This window comes from Aliirhizobium wenxiniae (assembly GCF_019511445.1).
Classification (GTDB): domain Bacteria; phylum Pseudomonadota; class Alphaproteobacteria; order Rhizobiales; family Rhizobiaceae; genus Neorhizobium; species Neorhizobium wenxiniae_A.
This window is the reverse complement of record NZ_JAEUAN010000002.1, coordinates 176654-197555: the sequence shown is the minus strand read 5'-3', so window position 1 is coordinate 197555 and position 20902 is coordinate 176654. Positions and strand designations below refer to the sequence as shown.

Genomic DNA, 20902 nt, shown 5'->3' with positions numbered 1-20902 from the left:
TTTTGTGTTGCCGTGACAGGCGGGTAGGGGAGTTATCGATTGAACGACGTTGCAGAAAAGCCGAAGGCTACGAGAATTCGTAAGAAGGCTGTCCAACCGGTTTCGGACTCGCCTGCGGAGGCTTCCACCAAGGTGCCCGAGAAGAAGACACGGGCGAGACGTTCAGCAGCCAAGCCAGTCACCGCCGATGCAGTCAAGGGGGCCGTCAGCAAGACGGCCGAAGCTGCAACACCGAAGCGTGGCCCGCGCAAGACCAAAGCATCGCCCGCAGCAAAAACGAACATGATCAAACAGGAGACCGCCATGCCCGCATCGACCTCGACGACGACCGAATTTCCGCGCACCGGCTCTGCCGCTTCGACCAAGGATATTGAAGTACAGCTGGAGCAGCTGCGTGAGGATATCGCAGCGCTCGCCAAAACTGTTGCCGCTGTCGGCAACGAAAAGGCTTCGGAAGTAAAGAGCAAGGCAAAGCGCGCAGCAGCCGATGCAACAGATGCTTCCTATCAGATCGCCGAGGCGGCGAAAAACCAGGCGCTCACCTGGGAACGTGATCTTGAAGGGCAAATCCGCGCCAATCCGATCCAGTCGGTGGCGATCGCTGCCGGTGTCGGCTTCCTGTTTGCTCTCCTGTCGCGCCGCTGATCCTAGATGCTGACCGCACTGGGGCCGCTTATCGCATCCTTCATCGCAACGGATGTGGCGGCGATGAAGCGAAAGATCAGACGTAACGCGATCCTCTACGGGATCGCGGCTGCGTTTTTATGGACAGCTTACGGTCTGCTGGTGGCGGCGCTTGCCATCCATCTCGGTGAACGCTGGGGCCTGCCGATGGCGATGCTGGTGATTGCCGGCGGAATGATTGTCATGGCGTTGTTCATTATTGCCATCGTGATGATGATGAACGCTGCAGAGGAGCGACGTAAGCGTCGCGAGGTTGCGGCCAACAGCCAACGCGCGCTGGCCATGACCGCGGCCGTTTCGGCGCTGCCGCTTCTGATGAAATCAAAGCCGCTGATGCTGCTTGCCGTTGCCGGGGGGCTTGGGTTCCTTGCAACGAAGGGCGGAGGCGGACGGAGGCAGGGACCACCGCCAGCGGAATGAGGTTTTCGCAGGGTTTATGAAATGAAAGGCCGCTCGGATATTTCGGGCGGCTTTTTGCTTTTTTGGGTGATGGTTCGGCCTGGGGTCTTAGAGAGGTTTGAGTTTGCCGGTTGCCCCTCACCCTGAGCGCGGCTTGCTGCGCTCCACCTCTCCCCGCTCGCGGGGAGAGGTGATGTGCCACATGCAGCCTTTGCATCCATTCGCTTTTCTCTATTGGGCGGAGCCGATGCGACTTGCGCCCTTTTCCCCCGAGCGGGGAGAAGGTGCCGGCAGGCGGATGAGGGGCAGATTCGGCAAGACTGATCGAATGGACAAAAGAAAAGGCCGCCCCGGAGGCGGCCTTCTTAGTCGATCACGGTAGGCTGATGCGATCAGCTGCCGAACGCCCGTGCGGTAATCGCGGCGTCTCCGGCATCCGGTCCATAGTCGCTTTCGCCCGATACGCCGAGCAGTTCCTGCAGGCGGGTGCGGGCGCGGGAGACGCGGCTCTTGATCGTGCCGACGGCGCAGCCGCAGATTTCGGCGGCTTCCTCATAGGCGAAGCCTGCCGCACCAACGAGAACGATCGCTTCACGCTGGTCTTCCGGAAGCTTGTCGAGCGCCTCGCGAAAATCCTGCAGATCGAGACGGCCATATTGTTCCGGGTGAACCGAGAAACGCTCAGAGAACAGCCCGTCACTATCCTGCACTTCGCGGCCGCGCTTGCGCATCTGGCTGTAGAATTCGTTGCGAAGGATGGTGAATAGCCAGGCGCGCATATTGGTGCCCGCCGTGAAGCTCTTCTGGTTTGCCCAAGCCTTCATGATCGTGTCCTGCACAAGGTCGTCTGCCTTATCGTGGCGACCTGTCAGTGAGACGGCAAAGGCACGCAAATTGGGCAAAGACGCGAGCAGGTCGCGCTTGAAGATGCGGTCATCCGCATCTGTCGGGGGGGACACAGCCTGTGCGCTCATTTTGCATCCACCGCCTTGGCGTTAGCCTTCTGAGCCTGCTCGGCTGCTTCCAGTCGTTCCAGAAGATCGAGAAAACGATCCGGAATGCCTTCTTCCTGCACAGCATCATAAAACTCCTTCAGCTTCCGGGAAATGGAGGCGTTGGGAGCTATGGTTCCTGGCTTGATATGTGAGGGCTGGGCTGTGGTCATATCCTGCTTTTTTCTGGTCTCGTCACTCATCACGCGGGCGCCTGCTTGCAAATTGTCGGTTGGAAAATGCTTGAGTTTAAAAAAAGTTCCGTCTTGCGGAACTTATTTTGCATCGCCACGTTAAACGCAAGTCAATTGCCCAACAGGGCCCAGGGGAGAATTTGTATGTCACTCACCACGCGCGTTGCGTCCCACCTTCCGTATCTGCGTCGGTATGCCCGAGCGGTAACCGGATCGCAGACGTCAGGAGACGCTTATGTGGCGGCCGTTCTGGAAGCGCTGATCGCCGATGTTTCCATTTTTCCGGAAAGCTCAAAGGATCGCGTTTCGCTTTATAAACTCTTCGTCGCGATTTTTGGTTCCACTTCCATAGAGATCAGGCCGATCGAATCCCCGTTTGCATGGGAACAGCGTGCGGCGCTCAACCTTTCGAATATTCCTTCGCAGGCAAGGCACGCTTTCCTTTTGATTTCCGTCGAAGGTTTTACGCCCGAGGAAGCCGCAGAAGTGCTGGATATCAGCGTTGTGGATGTGAACAAGCTTCTCGACGAAGCGTCCCGCGAGATTTCCCGCCAGGTTGCGACCGACATCATGATCATCGAGGACGAGCCGCTTATCGCGCTCGATATCGAGCAGATGGTTCAGGATCTCGGTCATCGGGTTACCGGCATTGCCCGCACCCATAAGGAAGCCGTGTCGCTGTTCCAGTCATCGCAGCCGAAGATGGTTCTCGCCGACATTCAGCTGGCGGATGGAAGCTCCGGCATCGATGCGGTCAACGAGATCCTCAAGACCTCCAGCGTTCCGGTCATCTTCATTACCGCGTTCCCGGAAAGGCTTCTGACCGGCGAACGTCCGGAACCGGCGTTCCTCGTTACCAAGCCGTTCAACCCGGACATGGTGAAGGCGCTGATCAGCCAGGCGCTGTTCTTCAACGAAGCGGTGAAGGCGGCTGCGTGAGCGGTGAGGCTTTCGCTTTGAATGCGGCTGGAACAAAATTGCGAAGACAAGGTTGTGGCAAGTCCGCTCAGGCGGCCTGTCACCCCTTGTTTTCGCCGTCCTGTGCCTATTCTTAATGATGGTCTGACACTGCGGGTGCCGGTGCCTGAGGCTCCGGACCGGCGCGTACGAAGCAGAGGCACCCGTCCGTCTTCATCACGCCACGCATTTTGGACCCGCTCGGCTGTTGCATCAGTTGGGCGGTCCTGAAGATAGAAACACGAGCATCCGGCGCTGCCATCGGGGCGTTTACGGATGAAGCGGTAGATGGAGTGGCAAAGATTGGCGCATCCGCTGACATGGCAGCACGCTGGTCAGAGTGATGACAAGCTGCGGGATTTTTTCATGCCCGCACTCATCGACCTCGGCGCGAGCATCATTATTCAGAACAAGGCGCTGGACTATCTCTACCTCGCCAATCTGCCCGACGTATGGGCGCTCGCGGATGTCGTGGCGCCTTCCGATGCTGCGCTGTTCGGCGAGGACGTTGCGGCCAAGCTTCTCACGCTCAAGCAGGGCATGAAGGAAAGCGGCAAGAAGGGCCATGTCGAGGTCACTGTCGGTTCCGACCAGATTTTCGAGTTCCGCGTTCAAGCAGTAGAATTCCAGTCCGGCGGCCTGCATCTCGTCACTACGATTATCGACCGGTCCGAAGAGCGGCATCGCGAACGGCTGCTGCGTGCCCTGCTGCGCGAGGTCAGTCACCGTTCCAAGAACCTGCTTGCGATCATCCAGAGCATCGCCTTGCAGACGGCGCGTTATTCGGGTTCGCTCGACCTCTTCCTGCACAAGTTCAGGGGGCGGCTTTACTCGCTGTCGCAAAGTCAGGATCTGATCACCGATTCCAGTTGGCGCGGCGCCTATCTCTTCGATCTCGTGCGGCAGCAGACGGAGAAATATATGCCGGACAACCGGCATATGGTGAAGATCTCCGGAGACAATGTGCTGCTTTCGCCGAATGCCTCGCTGCATCTGGGGCTAGCTCTGCATGAGCTTGTCGTCAATGCGGTCAGCCATGGCTCGCTGTTGCGCAATGGGCGGCCGATCGACATTACCTCGACGCGGGTGAATGCCGATGGACATGATTATCTCGAGATCAGCTGGGACGAGAGGCTGAGCGGGTCGGATGCCCGGGATGCGACGGAAGAGGGGTTGAAAGCCCATTTCGGCAGCACCGTTCTCGAACGCGTCGTGCCAGCTTCGGTCAACGGCAAGGCGCAGTATGAGATTTCCAATCAAGGGATCAGCTACAAGCTGCGCTTCCCGCTGGATCATGGCGGCGAGTGACGCCGTGCCGCTTCACTATGTGATCCGCAGTTGTCGCGCTGAAGACTTGAGCGGGGGCTTCTGACGTTTCATTACGCCAAAACAGATCCGGCTCGGTTTCCTTGGGAAACCGAGCCGGCTCGTCTCTTCGAGGGGGATTGAAGAGTTGTCCGAAAGCTTTGTAGGGCGGGGGACGGGGGGTCGCCTTCGGACACTGTGATAACGGGCGGCATAGAAGAAGGTTCCCAATTTTTTTCAGAAAAAAATCGTGGTGCCGGCAACGGTAAACGGCGGCTTTCGCCGCCGTTTCAATGTGGCGCATCGGTCATATCAGCGCTTGACGGCGCGAGGGTCCAGTGCGTCGCGGATGGCATCACCCATATAGTTGACGCTCAAGACCGTGAGCGAGATGGCGAGGCCCGGCCAGAGAACGCGGGACGGCGTGAGCTGCAGGAAGTTGGCGCCATCGAACAGCAGCCGACCCCAGGTCGGGAAGTCGGACGGGAAGCCCAGGCCGAGGAAGGAGAGCGCCGATTCCGTGATGATGGCGGAGGCGATGCCCAGCGTTGCCGAGACCATGATCGAGGAGAGCACGTTCGGCAGGATGTGCCGGATGATGATGCGATATTCGCGCATGCCGCTCGATTTCGCCGCCAGCACATATTCCTGGCTTTTCACCGCCAGAACATCACCGCGGACGATGCGGGCCGTGTGCATCCAGCTGGTGATGCCGATGACGAAGACGATCAGGATGAAGATGCCGGTTTCCGGGCCGAAGGCGGCGCGCAGCGTATCGCGAAACAGCATGATGATGACGAGCAGCAGCGGCAGGAGCGGCAACGCCAGAAAGAGGTCCGTCAGGCGCATCAGCGGCCCGTCGAGGCGGCGGAAATAACCCGACAGGACACCGACCAGCGTGCCGAGAAACAGCGCCAGCAGCATGGCGGTAATGCCGACCGCAAGCGAGATGCGCCCGCCGGCCAGAACCTGAGCGAGCATGTCCTTGCCGAGATTGTCGGTGCCGAAGGGGTGGGCGAGCGAGGGCCACTGGTTCTTGGCGCGGATATCGATCTTGTTCGGGGCGACGGTGTGGATATAGGGGCCGATATAGACCGCGAGCAGGATGAAGGCGAATGTGAACAGTCCGATGACGCCGCCCTTGTGGGCGCGGAACTGGTGCCACATATCGGCGAATGCCGAACGTGCCGGGGTGGAGGCTGCGGTCGGCGCAGAAGAGCTCAGGGTCGCATCAGTCATAACGGATCCTCGGGTCAAGAATGCCGTAAAGCACGTCGGCGATCAGGTTGAAGAGGACGATCAGCACCGCGAAGATAAAGGTGAGCGTCTGCACGAGCGGCATATCGGCGCCCTGCACGGCGGTGATCAGGAGCTGGCCGAGACCATTCACGCGAAATACCTGTTCGGTGATAATGGCGCCCGAAAAGACCGTCGGCACGCCGAGTGCAATGACGGTGACGACCGGAATGAGGCTGTTGCGCAGGACGTGGACGAGGAGCACGGCCTTTTCCTTCACCCCCTTGGCGCGGGCGGTGCGGACGTAATCCTGATGCAGGTTGTCGAGCATGGAAGCGCGGACGAAACGAGCGATCTGCGAGGCGTTGTAGAGCGCCAGCACGAAGACCGGCAACGCCATCTGTCTTATCTGGGCAACGAAACTGTCGAAATCCGTGACCCTCAGATTGGTGTCGTAGACCGACGGGAACCACTGAAGATAGGAGGAGAAGATGACGATCAGCAGGACGCCAGTGAAGAACGTCGGGACCGAATAACCGACCATCGAGACGAAGGTGCCGATCTGGTCGAAGATCGAGTACTGCTTGTAGGCGGAGATCACGCCGATCGGGATGGCGATCATAATGCCGAAGAGATAGGCGAGGCCGACGACCCAGAGCGTCTGCGGCAGGCGCTGGACGATGAGATCGACGACCGGGCTGCGGGTTGCCCAGGAGAGGACCCGCATGCGCTCGCCATCGCCGAATTGCCAGCCGGTGAGGCTTTCGAGGATGTTAAGCGGCTCATTGATGAAGAATTGCTGCAGCCATTTCATGTAGCGGATCAGGAAGGGCTGATCGAGGCCAAGCGAGGCGCGGATCTGTTCGCGCACTTCCGGCGGGATGGTCAGCGGCAGGTCGCCGGTCGGGTCGTTGGGCGCGAGATCAAGAAGGGCAAAGATGACGAAGCTGATGATCAGCAGCGTCGGAATTGCGAAGAACAATCGTCGCAATGTGTATGTGAACATGGGTGGCTCTCCGGCTGCGCTTGCCTAAGCCATGGCTGCAAAGGCTACGGCGGCGCAGAATTATCGATGCTGGCAAACCGGCCCTGCCGGAGGGCAGGGCGAGTTCTTGTTCTCTCGCAGCATTGCGAAAGCCGGGCAGAGATCAGTCCGCCCGGCCTTGGCGGTTACTTCTTGCGAGACCAGTCGGCGATGTTCCACACCTGGCTGTCCCAGGAGTTCATCCTGACACCTTCCAGCGTAACGGCGAAGGAGGACTGGTCGCCACGATGGACGAGCGGGATATGCGCGCCTTCTTCCGTCAGCATGTCGTTCAGCTGCTTGGCGAGGGCGGCGCGCTTTTCGAGATCGGCGGTCTTGGAGAGTTCGCCGACAAGCTTGTCGTATTCAGCATTGCAGTAACGTGGAATGTTTTGGCCCTGCCAGCCGTTGGCCGGTCCCGGCATCTTGTCGCAAAGCCACTCTGCCAGATATTTTTCCGGGTCGGTGCCGTCGAAGTTGTTGGTGTACATGATGACGTCGGCATAGAACTTCTGGAACGTGTCCGGGCTTGCCGGGTCGCCGCCAAAGAAGACGGAAGCCGACGCATTGCGCAGCTCGGCATCGACGCCGATTTCCGCCCACATGGCCTTGACCAGTTCCTGGGTTGCCTGACGCACCGAGTTGGTCGAGGTGGAGTAGAGGAAGGAGAGCTTTACGCCGTCCTTGGCACGGATGCCGTCACCGCCCTTTACCCAGCCTGCATCGTCGAGCAGCTTGTTGGCGGCTTCCAGATCCTGCTTCAGGCACCAGCTGTCGTTCTTCGTGGAGGCAACGGCTTCCGGGGCCGGAACGATGTTGCAGGTGGGCTTACCGGACTGGCCGTAACCGGCCTCGACGATGATGTCGCGGTCGATGGCGAGCGACAGGGCGCGGCGAACAGCCGGGTCCTTCAGAGCCGGATGTGGGCCGGCTTCGGTGGTGGAGCGCTTGTCGCCCAGTGCCGGATCCGGGTTGGTCCAGTTGAGGTTGATACGCTCGACCTGTGTGCCGAACGAGATTTCCAGGCGACCCTTGCCGGCTGCCATCATGGTCTGCAGCACTTCCGGCTCGACCTGGGCGTTCCAGGCGTAATCGTATTCTCCTGTTTCGAGAACGGCGCGGGCAGCAGACGCCGCGTCACCGCCACCCTTCAGGGTGATCGAGGCGAAGGCCGGCTTGGCAGCATCGCGATAGTTCGGATTGGCCGCGAAGGTGATCACGTCGTTCGGCTTGAAATCCTTGACGACGAAGGCGCCGGTGCCGATCGGGCCGAAATTGGCGGCCGTGCAGCCGGGAGCCTTGGTGCCGAGGCAATCCTTGAACTGGGCAGCCTGAATGATTGGCGACTGTGCGCCGACAAAGGCGGAATAGGGATAGGGTTTTGGCTCTTCGAACGTGATCTTGACCGTGTGCGGGTCGACGGCCTCGACATTCTTGACGCCTTCATACTGGGCGCGCTGGGCGCAGCCGCCATCCGGCGCGGTGCAATATTTCCAGGTGAAAATCACGTCTTCGGCGGTGAAGGCTGTGCCATCAGACCATTTGACGTCGGGCTTCAGCTTCCAAACCATGCTCATGAGATCCTGGGCGACTCCGCCGTTCTCGACGGTCGGGATCTCGGCGGCCAGCCACGGTACAAGTTCGCCCTTTTCATCGGTGCGGGCCAACGGCTCGATGACGATGGAAGAGGCGAGCACTTCCTTGGTGCCTGCCGAAAGGAACGGGTTCATGGTGGAGACGGCCTGCCAGAACAGGATCTTCAGGTCACCATCCGTGCCGCGTTCCGCATGAGCCGTGGCGCTGGAAAGCGCCATGGCGGCTACGGTGCCGGCCAACAGAAGTCTCAGTTTGCGCATGCTGCTGTTCCCCTTTGTGGTTCTCTTTACGAGTTGTGATGATTGGTGGCGGGCGGTTCCGGTCGGGGCTCCCTGGTCGCGGCATGTTTGCCTGTCAACCTTCCCGACGGGTGCCAAAGTTGCTGCCCGCAAGCTTTCTGTTCAGTCTATTTATGACACGTCCATTCCTTCACGTCTGGCGTGTTTGACCAAATTTTGAGCCATCAAAGCACAAGCCTATTTTTCGTTCAAGAGCGAAAATTGATGCTTGCAAAAGCTTGTATAAGCGTCGCAATATCCCCGCCAACCAGAGTGGGAATTCTAGAAAAATCAATGAGGTGCCGGAATGCCAGTGATCAATCGCGTAGCCGAGATGCAGGAACAGGTGGCGGAATGGCGGCGTCACCTGCATCAAAATCCCGAGCTGCTTTACGATGTTCACGAGACCTCACGCTTCGTTGCGGAGAAGCTTAATTCCTTCGGCTGCGACGTGGTCGAAACGGGCATCGGAAAGACCGGCGTCGTTGCCATCATCAAGGGCAAACACGGTGATGGGCCGGTGATCGGTTTCCGTGCCGACATGGATGCACTGCCGATCTTCGAGACATCGGGCAAGCCATGGGCGTCGAAGACGCCGGGCAAGGCGCATTCCTGCGGTCATGACGGGCATACGGCGATGCTGCTCGGCGCTGCGCAGTATCTTTCCGAGACGCGCAATTTCAAGGGTTCGGTCGCGGTGATCTTCCAGCCCGCGGAAGAGGGCGGTGCCGGTGCGCTGGCGATGATCAATGACGGGTTCATCGATAAATTCGGCATCACGGAAGTCTACGGCATGCATAACGAGCCGCGGCTTCCGGTCGGCAATTTCGCCATCCGCAAGGGCGGCATCATGGCGGCTGCAGACGTGTTCGAGATCACCGTCAACGGTCGCGGAAGCCATGCCGCGCAACCGCATAACTCGATCGATCCGGTGCTTGCCGCATCGCATATCGTCATTGCACTGCAGTCGATCGTGTCGCGCGAGACCGATCCTCTGAGATCGCTGGTGGTGACGGTCGCGGCGATCCATGGCGGTGATGCGAATAACGTCATTCCCGACACGGTGAAACTTGTCGGCACGGTGCGCACGCTTTTGCCGGAAACGCGCGATTTTGCAGAGAAGCGCCTGACGGAGATTGCCGAAATGACTGCGACCGTGCATGGCGCAACGGCGGAAGTCGTCTATCGTCGCGGATATCCGGTGACCTTCAACCATGAGGCGGAAACCGAATTTGCGATCGGCATTGCCGGCAAGGTCGCAGGTCCGAAGGCTGTCAATGGCGAGGTCAATCCGCATATGGGAGCCGAGGATTTTTCCTACATGCTGGAACAGCGTCCGGGCGCCTTCATCTTCATCGGCAATGGCGATACGGCGAGCCTGCACAATGCCGCCTATGACTTCAACGACGAGGCGATCCCCTATGGCGTCAGCTACTGGGTGACGCTGGCGGAAACCGCGCTCGCGGCCTGATCCGGGCAAGTCCATCGCGTTATAAGAACCAAGGGGAAACCGATGCTGCTTTCCGGAAATGACATGGAACACGGGGGCGGCTCGGTCGCTCCGGTTCTTTCGGTCAGGAACCTCTCGACCTCGTTTCGGGTCGGTGACGAATGGAAGACCGTGGTGCGCAACATTTCCTTCGATGTCGCGCCGCGCGAGACGGTGGCGATCGTCGGCGAAAGCGGGTCGGGAAAATCGGTGACGTCGCTGTCGATCATGCGGCTTTTGCCGAAGAAGACGAGCCGCATCGAGGGACAGGTTTTTCTGCAGGGCAAGGAACTGGTCTCGCTGCCTGAGGAAGAGATGCGCCGGGTGCGCGGCAACGATATCTCTATGATCTTCCAGGAGCCTATGACCTCGCTCAACCCGATCTTCCCGATCGGCAAGCAGATCGCCGAGGCGCTGACGGTTCACACGGATATTTCCAAGGCAGAGGCGAAGGCGGAGGTCATCCGGCTTCTCGAGAAGGTGCGTATTCCGAACGCCAAGGGCCGGTTCGACGAATATCCGCACCAGTTTTCCGGCGGCATGCGCCAGCGCGTGATGATCGCCATGGCGCTGGCGTCGAAGCCGAAGCTGCTGATCGCCGATGAGCCGACGACGGCGCTCGACGTGACGATCCAGGGGCAGATCCTCGACCTGATCAAGCAGTTGCAGGACGAGGAGGGGATGTCGGTCCTGTTCATCACCCATGACATGGGCGTGGTGGCAGAGGTGGCCGACCGGACGATCGTGATGTTCCGTGGTGACGCGGTGGAGACCGGCGCGACCGACGACATTTTTCATCGCGGCAAGCATCCCTATACGCGCGCGCTGCTTTCGGCTGTGCCGAGGCTTGGCTCGATGGGTGAGCGCAAGCTGCCGCTGCGTTTTCCGATCATCGACATCAAAACCGGGGAACAGCAGAAGCTGGCGGATGTGACCGACACTGTTGCCAAGGGCCGGACGCCGATCCTCGACGTGAAGGATCTGACGACACGGTTCGATATCCATTCCGGGCTTCTCGGACGCAAGACCGGGGCCGTGCATGCGGTGGAGAAAGTGTCCTTCGATCTTTACGAGGGGGAGACGCTGTCGCTGGTGGGCGAGAGCGGTTGCGGCAAGTCGACGACCGGGCGCTCGGTGACGCGGTTGATCAACCCGACCAGCGGCAATGTCGTTCTCGACGGCTACGAGGTCATGAAGCTCGACCAGCCGACGCTTCGCAAGATGCGCCGGTCGATCCAGATGATTTTTCAGGATCCGTTCGCGTCTCTCAATCCGCGCATGAGTATCGGCTCGGCGGTGATGGAGCCTTTTGTCGAGCATAATCTGGGGACCAAGGCGCAGGCGCGCGACAAGGCGGCGGCGCTTCTGGAAAAGGTCGGATTGTCGGCCGACATGATGAAGCGCGTTCCGCACGAATTTTCCGGCGGCCAGAGGCAGCGTGTGGCGATTGCCAGGGCGCTGATGCTCGATCCGAAAGTAATCGTGGCGGATGAGGCGGTTTCGGCGCTCGACGTGTCGATCAAGGCGCAGGTCTGCAACCTTCTGCTCGACCTGCAGCAGAGCCTGAAACTCGCCTATCTGTTCATTTCCCATGACATGGCGGTGGTGGAACGGGTGAGCCACCGGGTGGCAGTGATGTATCTCGGCGAGATCGTCGAGATCGGACCGCGGGCGGCGGTGTTCGAAAATCCGCAGCATCCCTATACGAAGAAGCTGATGTCGGCAGTGCCGATCCCTGATCCGTCACGCCGGTCGATCAAGCGCAACATGGCGACCGATGAGATCAAGAGCCCCATTCGGTCCGTCGATTATGTTCCGCCGGTCCGGCAATACCGTGAGGTCTCCCACGGGCATATCGTGCAGGTCGCCTGAGGCGGATGTGGGCGAGGTCGCAGCCGGGTGTCCGTCTTCGGACAGGCCGTAATGACGTTCCAGCATTTCCCAGGTCCGGTCCATCGCATAGGCCCTTGATATGTGCGGCAGGCCGATATGGCCGAAAAACAGCGATAGCTGCCTCTCGGCCGTGTCGACCGGGATGCCGGCTATCTGCTGGCTGTAGATGACCGAGGCGAGGCCGGTGCGGTCGGCGCCGCCCTGGCAATGGATGAGGATGGGTTTCGGTGCATCCCTCAGCAGGGCGACAAGCTGGTCGGCCTGTTCTGCGGTCAGCCCTTTTGAAGCGACCATGCGGAAGTCGATATGGTTTATCCCGAGCCGCTGTGCTGTCGATATTTCGTCGGCGTACCAGCTGGCATCCTTTGAAGCGCCGCGCAGATTGATGATGGTGCGGATACCGTAATCTTGCACATAGTCTTCGATCTGCGCCGCAGTCGGTTGCGCCGAGCGGTAGAGTTCGCCGGCGATAACCGTGTGGAAATTGCCGGAGAGCTGGAGGAAGCCGAGATAGGCGCCGAGGCCGAGCGCCGTCATACCGATTGCGGCGGCTGCGTTGCGAAGCCATTTCTGCCTGGATGTCACTGTCATGTTGCCGATCCACCTTGCCGAACAGGCGGGGCACGCCTGCTATTGCAGCGTGGCATCGGCTTTCAAACTGACAGTCACCTGAAAGGGGCACCTGATGAAGTGGGATCTCGGCGTCGACGTGCCTCACGTCCTGCCTGCGATATCTCCGGATAGTCTGCCGGACGTGTGAAAGGATCGCCGTTATGCAAGAGGGACGGCCACCAGTACGGTGACCGTCCCCCTGCATCACGTTTAGGAGGCTTATTGGCCCGACAAGTAAAGAGAGCCGATCACCAGGCAGGGACGGCTGCGCCCTTGAGCTGGACGGCAAGCGCTTGCTTGACCGGATCGGAATGGAAAGCCGAGATGAAATCGGCGAGCCACGGCGCCTTCACGTCCTTCTCGCCAACGGCGATGATGTTCGAATAAGGTGAATCGCGGTCTTCGCGCAGGATGGCATCCTTGGCCGGATCCAGGTTGGCCTTGATCGCAAAGCTGGTGTTGATAGCCGCGGCGTCGACATCGCTCAGGCTGCGGGCCAGCTGCCCGGCTTCCAGTTCGACGAATTCGAAATTGTGCGGGTTCTCGACGATGTCGAGGACGGTTGAATTGTCGTGACCGCCGTCACGAAGCTTGATGACACCCTTGTGCGACAGAAGCAGCAGCGCGCGGGCAGCATTGGTCGGGTCGTTCGAAATGCCGACCTGCGCGCCGTCCGGCAGCTCTTCGAAGCTCTTGTATTTCGTCGAATAATAGCCGAGCGGCAGAACATAGGTCTTGGCGACGTCGACAACGGTCTTGCCCGAAGACTTGACGTAATTGTCAAGGAAAGGGCGTGTCTGGAAGGTGTTTGCGTCGATTTCACCCGAGACGAGCGCTTCGTTCGGAATGACATAGTCATTGAACTCGATGATCGTGATGTCGAGACCGCGCTTGGCAGCCTCTTCCTTGACGACTTCCAGAACCTCGGCATGAGGGCCTGATGTGGTGCCGACCTTGATCGAAGCGGCTTGGGCCGAAGCGGCCATGAGGGTTGCCAAGAGGCCTGCAAAAACGGCCTTGGACACACCAACTGCAATATTTTTCATGAAACGCACTTTGCTGTGGGATGATCGTGGCCTGCGATTGTACAAACGGGCGTCAGCTTAAAAAGAGATTTTATTACGCGATATCTTTGCCTTGAATATAAATAATTCCTGTATCCGATGGATTTTGAAATTAAATTCCGAGCTCGGTGGGGGCTTATCAGTAATATGCGGCGAGCCAGCGGTAGCAAAGCGTTCAGCCCGTGCCAAAGGGAAGAAGCCGGCGTTGACGAGCGTGTGAGGACAAAACAGATATTTCCTGGTGTCTTCTCCGCAGGCTGAGCTTGCGGGTGCCGCGAGGCGCCTGGCTATTTTGAAAATGTAATACGCCAAAGATTGGTTGGTTCATGTCGCAATATATCAAGACCGAGATTTCAGGTGACATCGCTCATATCGGGATCGCCAGGCCGGAAAAACACAATGCCATGTCGCTGGAAATGTGGGACGCGCTTGGCGCGGCGCTTACCGCGCTCGATGGCAATACCGACATCCGCTGCATCGTTCTATCCGGCCATGGCGGGCGCGCCTTCAGCGCCGGGGCCGATATCGGCGAATTTCTTCAGGAGCGCCAGGATCCGGAGGCGGCTCATCGTTATGGTGAACGCGCGGGCGCGGCGCTTGCGGCGATCCGCAATTGCCGCCACCCGGTGATTGCAGCGATCGACGGGTTGTGCGTTGGCGGTGGGCTGGAGCTTGCTGCTCTCTGCGACATCCGTATCGCCTCAACCGCTTCGCGCTTCGGGCTTCCAGTCAAGCGCCTTGGCCTGACCGTTGCGCTCAGCGAGCTTGATCCGCTGGTCAGCCTGATCGGCCCCGGCCCAAGCCTGCAATTGCTTCTGACCGGCGACCTGATCGATGCCGAGGAGGCAAAGCGGATCGGGCTTGTCGGTATAATCAGCGATGCGGAGAATTTCGAGGAGACGGTACGCACGACCGCGGCAAAGATCGCTGCCGGCGCTCCGCTCGTGGCGCGCTGGCACAAGCGCTTCGTACACAGGCTCACGGAACCGCGGCCGATTACAGCCGAAGAGCACAAAGAGAGCCATGCCTGCTTTGCCACCGAAGATTTCCAGATCGGCCGTGAAGCCTTTCTCAACAAGACACAACCGCAATTCAAAGGTCGTTAATACCCGATGCCCACTCCCCTTGATGGAATCCGCGTTCTTGATCTCAGCCATGTCATGGCCGGTCCGGTCTGCTCGATGTTCCTTGCCGATCTCGGCGCTCATGTCACCAAGATCGAGAAACTGCAGGGCGGCGACGATTCCCGCCGGATGGTTCCGCCGACCATCGGCGGTGAATCCGCAGCGTTTCTTCAGGTCAACCGTAACAAGCATGGATTGGCACTGGATCTGAAATCGCCGGAAGGACGCAAGATCATCGAGCGACTGATCGAGCGCTCTGACGTTCTGGTGGAGAACCTTCGCCCTGGCGCATTGGCGCGACTGGGCTTTGACGATGCTCGGCTGGAAGAGATCAATCCGCGCCTCGTGCATTGCTCCATTACCGGTTTTGGTCAGACGGGTCCTTATGCCGCACGCGGCGGTTTCGACCTGATCGCGCAGGCAATGAGCGGTTTGATGAGCATCACCGGCGAAGGCGCTGGCCGGCCTCCCGTCAAAGTGGGATCCCCGGTGACGGATATCACCTCGGGTCTGCTTGCCGCCATCGGCGTGCTTGCTGCCCTGATGCGGCGTCAATCTACCGGCAAGGGTGGCAAGGTCGATACCTCGCTGTTCGAGGCCGGCATCATGCTGACCTACTGGCAGTCGGCCATGGCCCTTGCGACCGGTGTCTCTCCCGGTCCTCTCGGCTCTGCCCATCCGCTCGGAGCGCCCTATCAGGCGTTCGAGGCCGCCGACAGCTGGTTGGTGATCGGCGCATCCAACCAGACGAACTGGCTTCGCCTTCTGGAGGTGCTCGATAGGCGCGACCTGGCGGAAGATCCGCGTTTTTCGTCCAATGCCAACCGCCTCGCGCACCTTCCCGAACTGGAGGCCATCCTGACCGAGATTTTTCGCACCCGCCCGGTCGCGGACTGGCTGGCAGATCTGGAGAAGGCCGGCGTTCCTGCGGGGCCGATCAACAGCATCAATGCGATGCTGCGTGATGAGCAGACGATTGCGCGCAACATGATTGTCGAGACACAGCATTCGTCTCTCGGGCCGATCCGCACGCTCGGCTTCCCGATCAAGCTGTCTGATATGCCGCCGATGCCGGATAAGGCAGCTCCGGTTCTGGGAGAAGATACCGCAAGAATTCTCAGCGAAGCCGGGTTCGCTAAGGACGAAGTGGCCGCTTTTGCCGCTGCCGGCGCAATCAATCTGTAGATGCTGCACCAATGAACGGGATTGGCTTTGAGGCTTCGCTTGTGCGCTGAAGGCCTGGGAGCCAATCCGTTAAATGCATGGCAACGCTCAGTCGGTGCGAAACTCCACACCGATTGCGTTGATGCGGCGCCAGCGGACATCGCATTGGAACTGGCGGCCGTCGGAGAGTTGCAGTGTGAAATTTTCCGGGACCGACATCGCGCTTTCGGTCCTGATCATTGCCCCGCCTTCCGACATTTCCTTGACGATGCCGTCGAAAGCCGAGCGGTGATCGTTGAACAGGATCTTGGCGCCGAGGAATGCCCTCGATCGCGGAAACTTACGCTCATGCACCCGGACGGATCTCCAAATTTCGATTGGAAATCCTGTAACGCTCGAAGCCGAGGCGAGAAAACCCTGCAAATAAGCCCCTAAAATCTTCGGGTAGATTGGTGGGGCATTATTCTGATAGCGGATCGGAATCAGGGGCTCAGATGCCGCCGGTTTCCCAGCCGAGCATGGCCCGCTTGCGGGTAAGGCCCCAGTGATAGCCGGTGAGGGCACCATTCTTCGCAACCGCGCGGTGGCAGGGGACGACGAATGAGATCGGGTTTGCTCCGACCGCCGCACCGACGGCCCGGCTCGCTGTCGGCTGGCCGATATCGTTGGCGACATCGGAATAGGTGACGGCCTTGCCGTAGGGGATCTTTAACAGGCTTTGCCAGACGCGCATCTGGAAGTCGGTGCCGATCAGAACGACCCGCAAGGGCCGGTCGCAGAGCCATTTCGAACGGTCGAAAACGCGGGTGACATAGGGTTCGGTTGCGGCCCGGTCTTCCACATAGGTGGCGTTCGGCCAACGGCGAGTCATGTCGTCGAGCGCCTCCTGTTCGCCGCCTTCATCGGCGAAGGCGAGGCCGGACAAGCCGCGCTCGGTCGCCATGACGAGAGCAAGGCCGAAAGGAGAGGGGTGGAAGCCGTAGCGGATCGTCAGGCCGCCGCCTTTGGCCCTCCACTCGCCGGGAGACATGGCCTCGTGGGTGACGAAAAGATCATGCAGGCGGCCGGGGCCGGAGAGGCCCAATTCGTAGGAGGTTTCCAGAAGCGGCAGGCCTTCATCGCCGAGCAGGCGCTTGGCGTGATCGATCGTTACCGCCTGCAGGAAGGCTTTCGGAGACAGGCCGGCCCAACGGGTGAAGAGCTTTTGCAACTGTGTCGGCGACTGGCCGATCTCGGCAGCGATAGTCTCCAGCGAGGGCTGGTCGCGGTAATCGAGGGTAATCATCTCGATCACCCGGCGCACGGTCTCGTAATCCGAGCCTTCCGGCGTCACGTCGATCGCAGGTGTCGAAAACTGAGCGAGAGCATTCATGGTCTGTCTCCTTTCGCTCATATTTGCCTTCTCCTACTCATCGATACCACCCGTTTCTTGCGGCTCTTCTCACAGGCGGCGGGTTACGGTTGCGAGCGCGCTGCGGAAGGCTTTGGCAAAGCTTTCCCGGTCGTCGGGATTGAGAAAGGAGCCGACATCCGTCGCGCGGCCTTCGCCGCTGACGAACATGGAGATGATGCCGAATTCCTCATGCCGGTTGATGCGGAAACGCGCCCAAAAGGGATTGAAGCTATGTTCGATCATTCGGCCGGTCGGAGAGACTTTGCGGATCAGGATTTTGGTGGGCGACACGCTGACTTCCTCGCGCTGGCGGCCGGAACGGTAGCTCATCTTCAGTGCGAAATAGAGAAGCAGAAAATCCGCCCCGAGAAACAGGCCGATCGGCCAGGCGCCGCTTACCATGAAGAAGATACCGTAAAAGGCGCAGACGGCGCCGGAGAGCGCAAGCACCAGCTTGAAGCCCTTGCGCCCGAGCGAGCGATAGGGCGTCAGCTCGGCGGCAAAGACCGGGTGGTCCTCCGCTATCTGCGCGTTGCTTTCCGTCATGGGGCGTGACTATACAGGCTGATGGCCATTTCCAAATCCCGATCCAGCACCGCTTCCTTGCAAAAGTCAAATCGGACGCCGTCCAAGGCGGCTGCAAAGACGGGCGCTGCGAAGACGAAACGCTTCAAATCCGCCTACTCGAGGCAAGAGATGGTGGAGATCTTTCGCCGCTTCTCGATCCAGCGGCCTGAGCCGAAGGGCGAGCTGGAGCATGTGAACCCGTTCACACTGGTGGTTGCCGTGGCGCTATCGGCGCAGGCGACCGATGACGGGGTCAACAAGGCGACGCGGGCGCTGTTCCGATTAGCCGATACGCCGGAAAAGATGTTGGCGCTGGGCGAAGACGGCGTTATCGCCCATATCAAGACGATCGGGCTTTATCGCAACAAGGCGAAGAATGTGATTGCGCTCTGTCGCATGCTGATCGACGAATTCGGCTCTGAAGTGCCGAAGACGCGCGAGGAGCTGGTGCGGCTGCCGGGTGTGGGGCGCAAGACCGCCAATGTGGTGATGTCGATGGCTTTCGGCATTCCGACGCTTGCCGTCGATACGCATGTCTTCCGCATCGGCAACCGCTGCCTGATGGCGCCGGGCAAGACGCCGGATGAGGTGGAAGAGCAATTCCTCAAGGTCATTCCGGAAGAATATCTTTTCCATGCGCATCACTGGCTGATCCTGCATGGGCGCTATACCTGCAAGGCGCGCAAGCCGGAATGCGAGCATTGCGTCATTGCCGATCTCTGTCGCTCGCCGGAAAAGACGTTCGATATTCCAGCGCCGCTGGTGGAGCTGCCGCCTCAGATCATCGGCGGGGCTGCACTGTAAGGCCATCGAGCAGGGCGGCGATTGCGGCTTCGTAATCGGCGCGGTTTCCGCCGCAGTCGATTGCGATTGCAGCCTTTTCGAAGGCGGATGAGATCAGTGATGTCAGCGGATCGAGAAGCTTGAGGTTTTCGGATCCTGCAAGCAGCTGCGACAGGCCGATTTTCAGCCCCTCTTCGGCGGGGTCTTCGCCTTGTCCGCTGTCGATCGCCTGCTGCGCCGGGGTTTCTTTGAGAAGCAGGCGTGTGCGGCCCGGCACGGCCATCGCGTCGAAATAGGCGGATGCGCCCTGCAGCAACGCCTCGCGTGGCGACGAGGCATCTGCCGAGCGGGCGTCGATATCGGCGGCGACATGGTTGGCCTCGCGTTCGATCACGGCCCAGAACAGCGCTTTTTTGTCGGCAAAGTGATGGTAGAGCGCGCCACGCGTCACCTCGGCCGCGGCGACGATGTCCGGAGTTGCGGTTTCGGCATAGCCCTTTTCGATGAACAATGTCCGCGCGGCATCCAGAAGGGCGGTGCGGGTGGCATCGGTGCGTTCGCGATTGCTGCGCGGCATGCGACCATCCTCTATTTACATACAGACAGAATGTATTTATAAGAAAACATACAGGCTGAATGTATCTTGGATTTCAACGGAGGAAAAGAGATGAAAGCAGTCAGCTACTATCCTGTCATCATGACGCAGGATGTCACCGGGACGGCGGCGTTCTATACCCGGTATTTCGGCTTCGAAGCGCTGTTTACCGCCGACTGGTATGTTCATCTGCAATCGAAGGAGAGCGAGCATGTGACGCTCGCCATTCTCGACGGTAGCCATGAGACGATCCCGGAAGGTGCGCGCGGCCAAGTGTCAGGCCTGTTGCTGAATTTCGAGGTCGAGGATGTCGATGCCGTCTATGCACGGCTGAAGGCGGCAGGGCTGCCGATAAGGCTTGATATCCGCGACGAGGATTTCGGCCAGCGGCATTTCATTACCGCCGATCCGAATGGGGTGCTGATAGACATCATCAAGCCAATCCCGCCGAGCGCGGAGTTTGCTGCGCAGTACGATGCTTCTGCGCTTCCGACCTAGCCTTTGAAATCCGGATCCCGCGCCGAGATTGCCTTGTGCAGATGCACCATCAGACCGGCGGCAAAGAGCGGGGTCAGAAGATTGACGAAGGGAATAGCAAGAAAGCCTGCGATCAGCATCCCGGCGAGCAGCACCGTCGAGCCATGTTTGGCTCGGAAAGCGCGGGCTTCCTGTGGTGGGCGAAAGCGCATGGCGGCGAATTCGAAGAATTCCCGACCGAGCAGATAGCCGTTGACCATGAAGAAGGCGATCAGGTTGACGCCTGGAATGAACAGAAGAAGAAGCGCGATAAAGTTGCCGACGATGACGACGCCGAGGAACTTTATCGAACCCGCGATCGCCTGGCCGAGCGGCAGTTCGTTACCGGGAAGATCATTCGGGTAATCCCGTTTTTCGACGACCGCTGCGACATCATCGAGAAAAAGGCCGGCGATCAGCGCGGTGATCGGTGCGATCAGCAGCGCCAAGGCCAGCGCCAGGCCGATGCTTGCTGCAATGGCTGCAAGGAGCGTGAGCCAGCCTGTCCACTCGGGCATGGCAGGGAGAAAGGCCGCAAACCAGGGCCAGACGTAATAGGCAAAGGCCTCTCTCAGCGTGAACCAAAGGCCGACGAGGATGAGAATCGTCAGCCCGAGCATCTTCCAGAATGCCGAACGGGTTTCAGGCGCAAAAAGATTTACCAGCGCAAGGCGAGCGGCATTGAGGATCATCAGTGGTCTCCGGCAGTTAGCCGGGCAGATGTAGGCAGTGAAGGAGGCGAGGACAAGCAGGCTGTTGCTGCTGAATCCCAGAAGGCACGGATACTTCCGCAGAGGCTTTTAGGTTGAAGTAAAAGTATGACTAAATATGGCAGTTATCTGAATTTGTGTTACTAGTTTCTGTGGGCGCGCAGCAATTGGTTGTTGCGCATTGTTGTTCCGTACTCCTATTGCGTGCATTTCTTACTATTTGTTTTTTATTCAAAGTTTATTTTTTGCATTTAATCATGCGGATGCTTGTGGCCTCAGCCCTCGTCACGGTCGCATGATGCGTTCCCGCCCCTGCCTCACGGCATG

Annotated in this window: 21 protein-coding genes and 1 pseudogene; 10 read left to right on the top strand and 12 right to left on the bottom strand. The window is 59.5% G+C overall.

What is annotated here, in order from left to right; translation table 11 throughout:
* Positions 1-39 precede the first annotated feature (39 nt).
* Positions 40-645 carry an ElaB/YgaM/YqjD family protein gene (locus JNB91_RS30670; protein ID WP_223218032.1) on the top strand — a complete coding sequence of 202 codons (606 nt, stop codon included), beginning with the start codon at positions 40-42 and terminating at the stop codon, positions 643-645.
* A gap of 6 nt (positions 646-651) precedes the next feature.
* The gene (locus tag JNB91_RS03165) at positions 652-1104 is read left to right on the top strand and encodes a DUF1691 domain-containing protein (RefSeq protein WP_220324066.1); all 453 of its coding nucleotides are present in this window, start codon (positions 652-654) and stop codon (positions 1102-1104) included.
* Positions 1105-1475: 371 nt separating this feature from the next.
* Here JNB91_RS03165 and JNB91_RS03160 read toward each other — a convergent pair whose 3' ends face one another.
* Both JNB91_RS03160 and JNB91_RS03155 read right to left on the bottom strand, forming a co-directional pair.
* A complete protein-coding gene (locus tag JNB91_RS03160; RefSeq protein ID WP_220324065.1) occupies positions 1476-2057 on the bottom strand; it encodes an RNA polymerase sigma factor in 582 nt (193 codons plus the stop codon).
* Positions 2054-2248, bottom strand: coding sequence for a NepR family anti-sigma factor (locus JNB91_RS03155; RefSeq protein ID WP_220324257.1), 195 nt, complete (start codon positions 2246-2248; stop codon positions 2054-2056). Before JNB91_RS03155 ends, JNB91_RS03160 begins: the two co-directional genes overlap by 4 nt.
* A 165-nt stretch (positions 2249-2413) precedes the next feature.
* Here JNB91_RS03155 and JNB91_RS03150 point away from each other — a divergent pair, with 165 nt between their 5' ends.
* Entirely contained in the window at positions 2414-3208 is a 795-nt protein-coding gene (locus JNB91_RS03150; RefSeq protein ID WP_220324064.1) for a response regulator, read from the top strand.
* Between the two features lie 384 nt (positions 3209-3592).
* Positions 3593-4534, top strand: coding sequence for a sensor histidine kinase (locus tag JNB91_RS03145; RefSeq protein ID WP_223218031.1), 942 nt, complete (start codon positions 3593-3595; stop codon positions 4532-4534).
* Between the two features lie 309 nt (positions 4535-4843).
* On the opposite strand, the gene JNB91_RS03140 is transcribed toward JNB91_RS03145, so the two are convergent.
* The 3 genes from JNB91_RS03140 to JNB91_RS03130 form a co-directional block, all read right to left on the bottom strand.
* Positions 4844-5770: an ABC transporter permease gene (locus JNB91_RS03140; protein WP_220324062.1), complete on the bottom strand. Its 927-nt coding sequence runs from the start codon at positions 5768-5770 to the stop codon at positions 4844-4846.
* Positions 5763-6773 (bottom strand): ABC transporter permease, encoded by a 1011-nt coding sequence (locus tag JNB91_RS03135; protein WP_220324061.1) that lies wholly within the window; start codon positions 6771-6773, stop codon positions 5763-5765. Before JNB91_RS03135 ends, JNB91_RS03140 begins: the two co-directional genes overlap by 8 nt.
* Positions 6774-6937: 164 nt before the next feature.
* On the bottom strand, positions 6938-8647 hold the full coding sequence (locus JNB91_RS03130; RefSeq protein WP_220324060.1) for a peptide ABC transporter substrate-binding protein: 1710 nt from the start codon (positions 8645-8647) through the stop codon (positions 6938-6940).
* A gap of 325 nt (positions 8648-8972) precedes the next feature.
* On the opposite strand from JNB91_RS03130, the gene JNB91_RS03125 reads away from it, so the two are divergent.
* Both JNB91_RS03125 and JNB91_RS03120 read left to right on the top strand, forming a co-directional pair.
* On the top strand, positions 8973-10136 hold the full coding sequence (locus tag JNB91_RS03125; RefSeq protein WP_220324059.1) for a M20 aminoacylase family protein: 1164 nt from the start codon (positions 8973-8975) through the stop codon (positions 10134-10136).
* A 42-nt stretch (positions 10137-10178) separates the two neighbouring features.
* Positions 10179-12026 (top strand): ABC transporter ATP-binding protein, encoded by a 1848-nt coding sequence (locus JNB91_RS03120; protein ID WP_220324058.1) that lies wholly within the window; start codon positions 10179-10181, stop codon positions 12024-12026.
* Between the two features lie 162 nt (positions 12027-12188).
* On the opposite strand, the pseudogene JNB91_RS03115 reads toward JNB91_RS03120, so the two are convergent.
* Positions 12189-12584: pseudogene (locus JNB91_RS03115) on the bottom strand (fused DSP-PTPase phosphatase/NAD kinase-like protein); the annotation flags it as partial.
* A 323-nt stretch (positions 12585-12907) separates the two neighbouring features.
* Complete coding sequence (locus tag JNB91_RS03110; RefSeq protein WP_220324057.1) at positions 12908-13705, bottom strand: MetQ/NlpA family ABC transporter substrate-binding protein; 798 nt, start codon at positions 13703-13705, stop codon at positions 12908-12910.
* Between the two features lie 344 nt (positions 13706-14049).
* On the opposite strand from JNB91_RS03110, the gene JNB91_RS03105 reads away from it, so the two are divergent.
* On the top strand, positions 14050-14829 hold the full coding sequence (locus tag JNB91_RS03105) for an enoyl-CoA hydratase-related protein (RefSeq protein ID WP_220324056.1): 780 nt from the start codon (positions 14050-14052) through the stop codon (positions 14827-14829).
* 6 nt (positions 14830-14835) lie between these two features.
* Entirely contained in the window at positions 14836-16032 is a 1197-nt protein-coding gene (locus JNB91_RS03100) for a CaiB/BaiF CoA transferase family protein (RefSeq protein WP_220324055.1), read from the top strand.
* Positions 16033-16119: 87 nt separating this feature from the next.
* On the opposite strand, the gene JNB91_RS31390 is transcribed toward JNB91_RS03100, so the two are convergent.
* The 3 genes from JNB91_RS31390 to JNB91_RS03085 form a co-directional block, all read right to left on the bottom strand.
* Positions 16120-16365, bottom strand: coding sequence for a PilZ domain-containing protein (locus tag JNB91_RS31390; protein WP_346269253.1), 246 nt, complete (start codon positions 16363-16365; stop codon positions 16120-16122).
* 136 nt (positions 16366-16501) lie between these two features.
* Complete coding sequence (locus tag JNB91_RS03090) at positions 16502-17383, bottom strand: methylated-DNA--[protein]-cysteine S-methyltransferase (protein ID WP_220324053.1); 882 nt, start codon at positions 17381-17383, stop codon at positions 16502-16504.
* 69 nt (positions 17384-17452) lie between these two features.
* Positions 17453-17950, bottom strand: coding sequence for a DUF2244 domain-containing protein (locus JNB91_RS03085; RefSeq protein ID WP_220324052.1), 498 nt, complete (start codon positions 17948-17950; stop codon positions 17453-17455).
* Between the two features lie 21 nt (positions 17951-17971).
* Here JNB91_RS03085 and nth point away from each other — a divergent pair, with 21 nt between their 5' ends.
* Complete coding sequence (nth, locus tag JNB91_RS03080) at positions 17972-18775, top strand: endonuclease III (RefSeq protein WP_220324051.1); 804 nt, start codon at positions 17972-17974, stop codon at positions 18773-18775.
* Here the strand turns inward: nth and JNB91_RS03075 are convergent.
* On the bottom strand, positions 18753-19331 hold the full coding sequence (locus JNB91_RS03075) for a TetR/AcrR family transcriptional regulator (protein ID WP_220324050.1): 579 nt from the start codon (positions 19329-19331) through the stop codon (positions 18753-18755). The two genes, nth and JNB91_RS03075, sit on opposite strands and share 23 nt — an antisense overlap.
* Before the next feature lie 90 nt (positions 19332-19421).
* Between JNB91_RS03075 and JNB91_RS03070 the strand changes: the two genes are divergently transcribed.
* Positions 19422-19847 carry a VOC family protein gene (locus JNB91_RS03070; RefSeq protein ID WP_220324049.1) on the top strand — a complete coding sequence of 142 codons (426 nt, stop codon included), beginning with the start codon at positions 19422-19424 and terminating at the stop codon, positions 19845-19847.
* Here the strand turns inward: JNB91_RS03070 and JNB91_RS03065 are convergent.
* Positions 19844-20557, bottom strand: a complete 714-nt coding sequence (locus JNB91_RS03065) for a sulfate transporter family protein (protein ID WP_220324048.1) — start codon at positions 20555-20557, stop codon at positions 19844-19846. The two genes, JNB91_RS03070 and JNB91_RS03065, sit on opposite strands and share 4 nt — an antisense overlap.
* Positions 20558-20902: the final 345 nt, after the last annotated feature.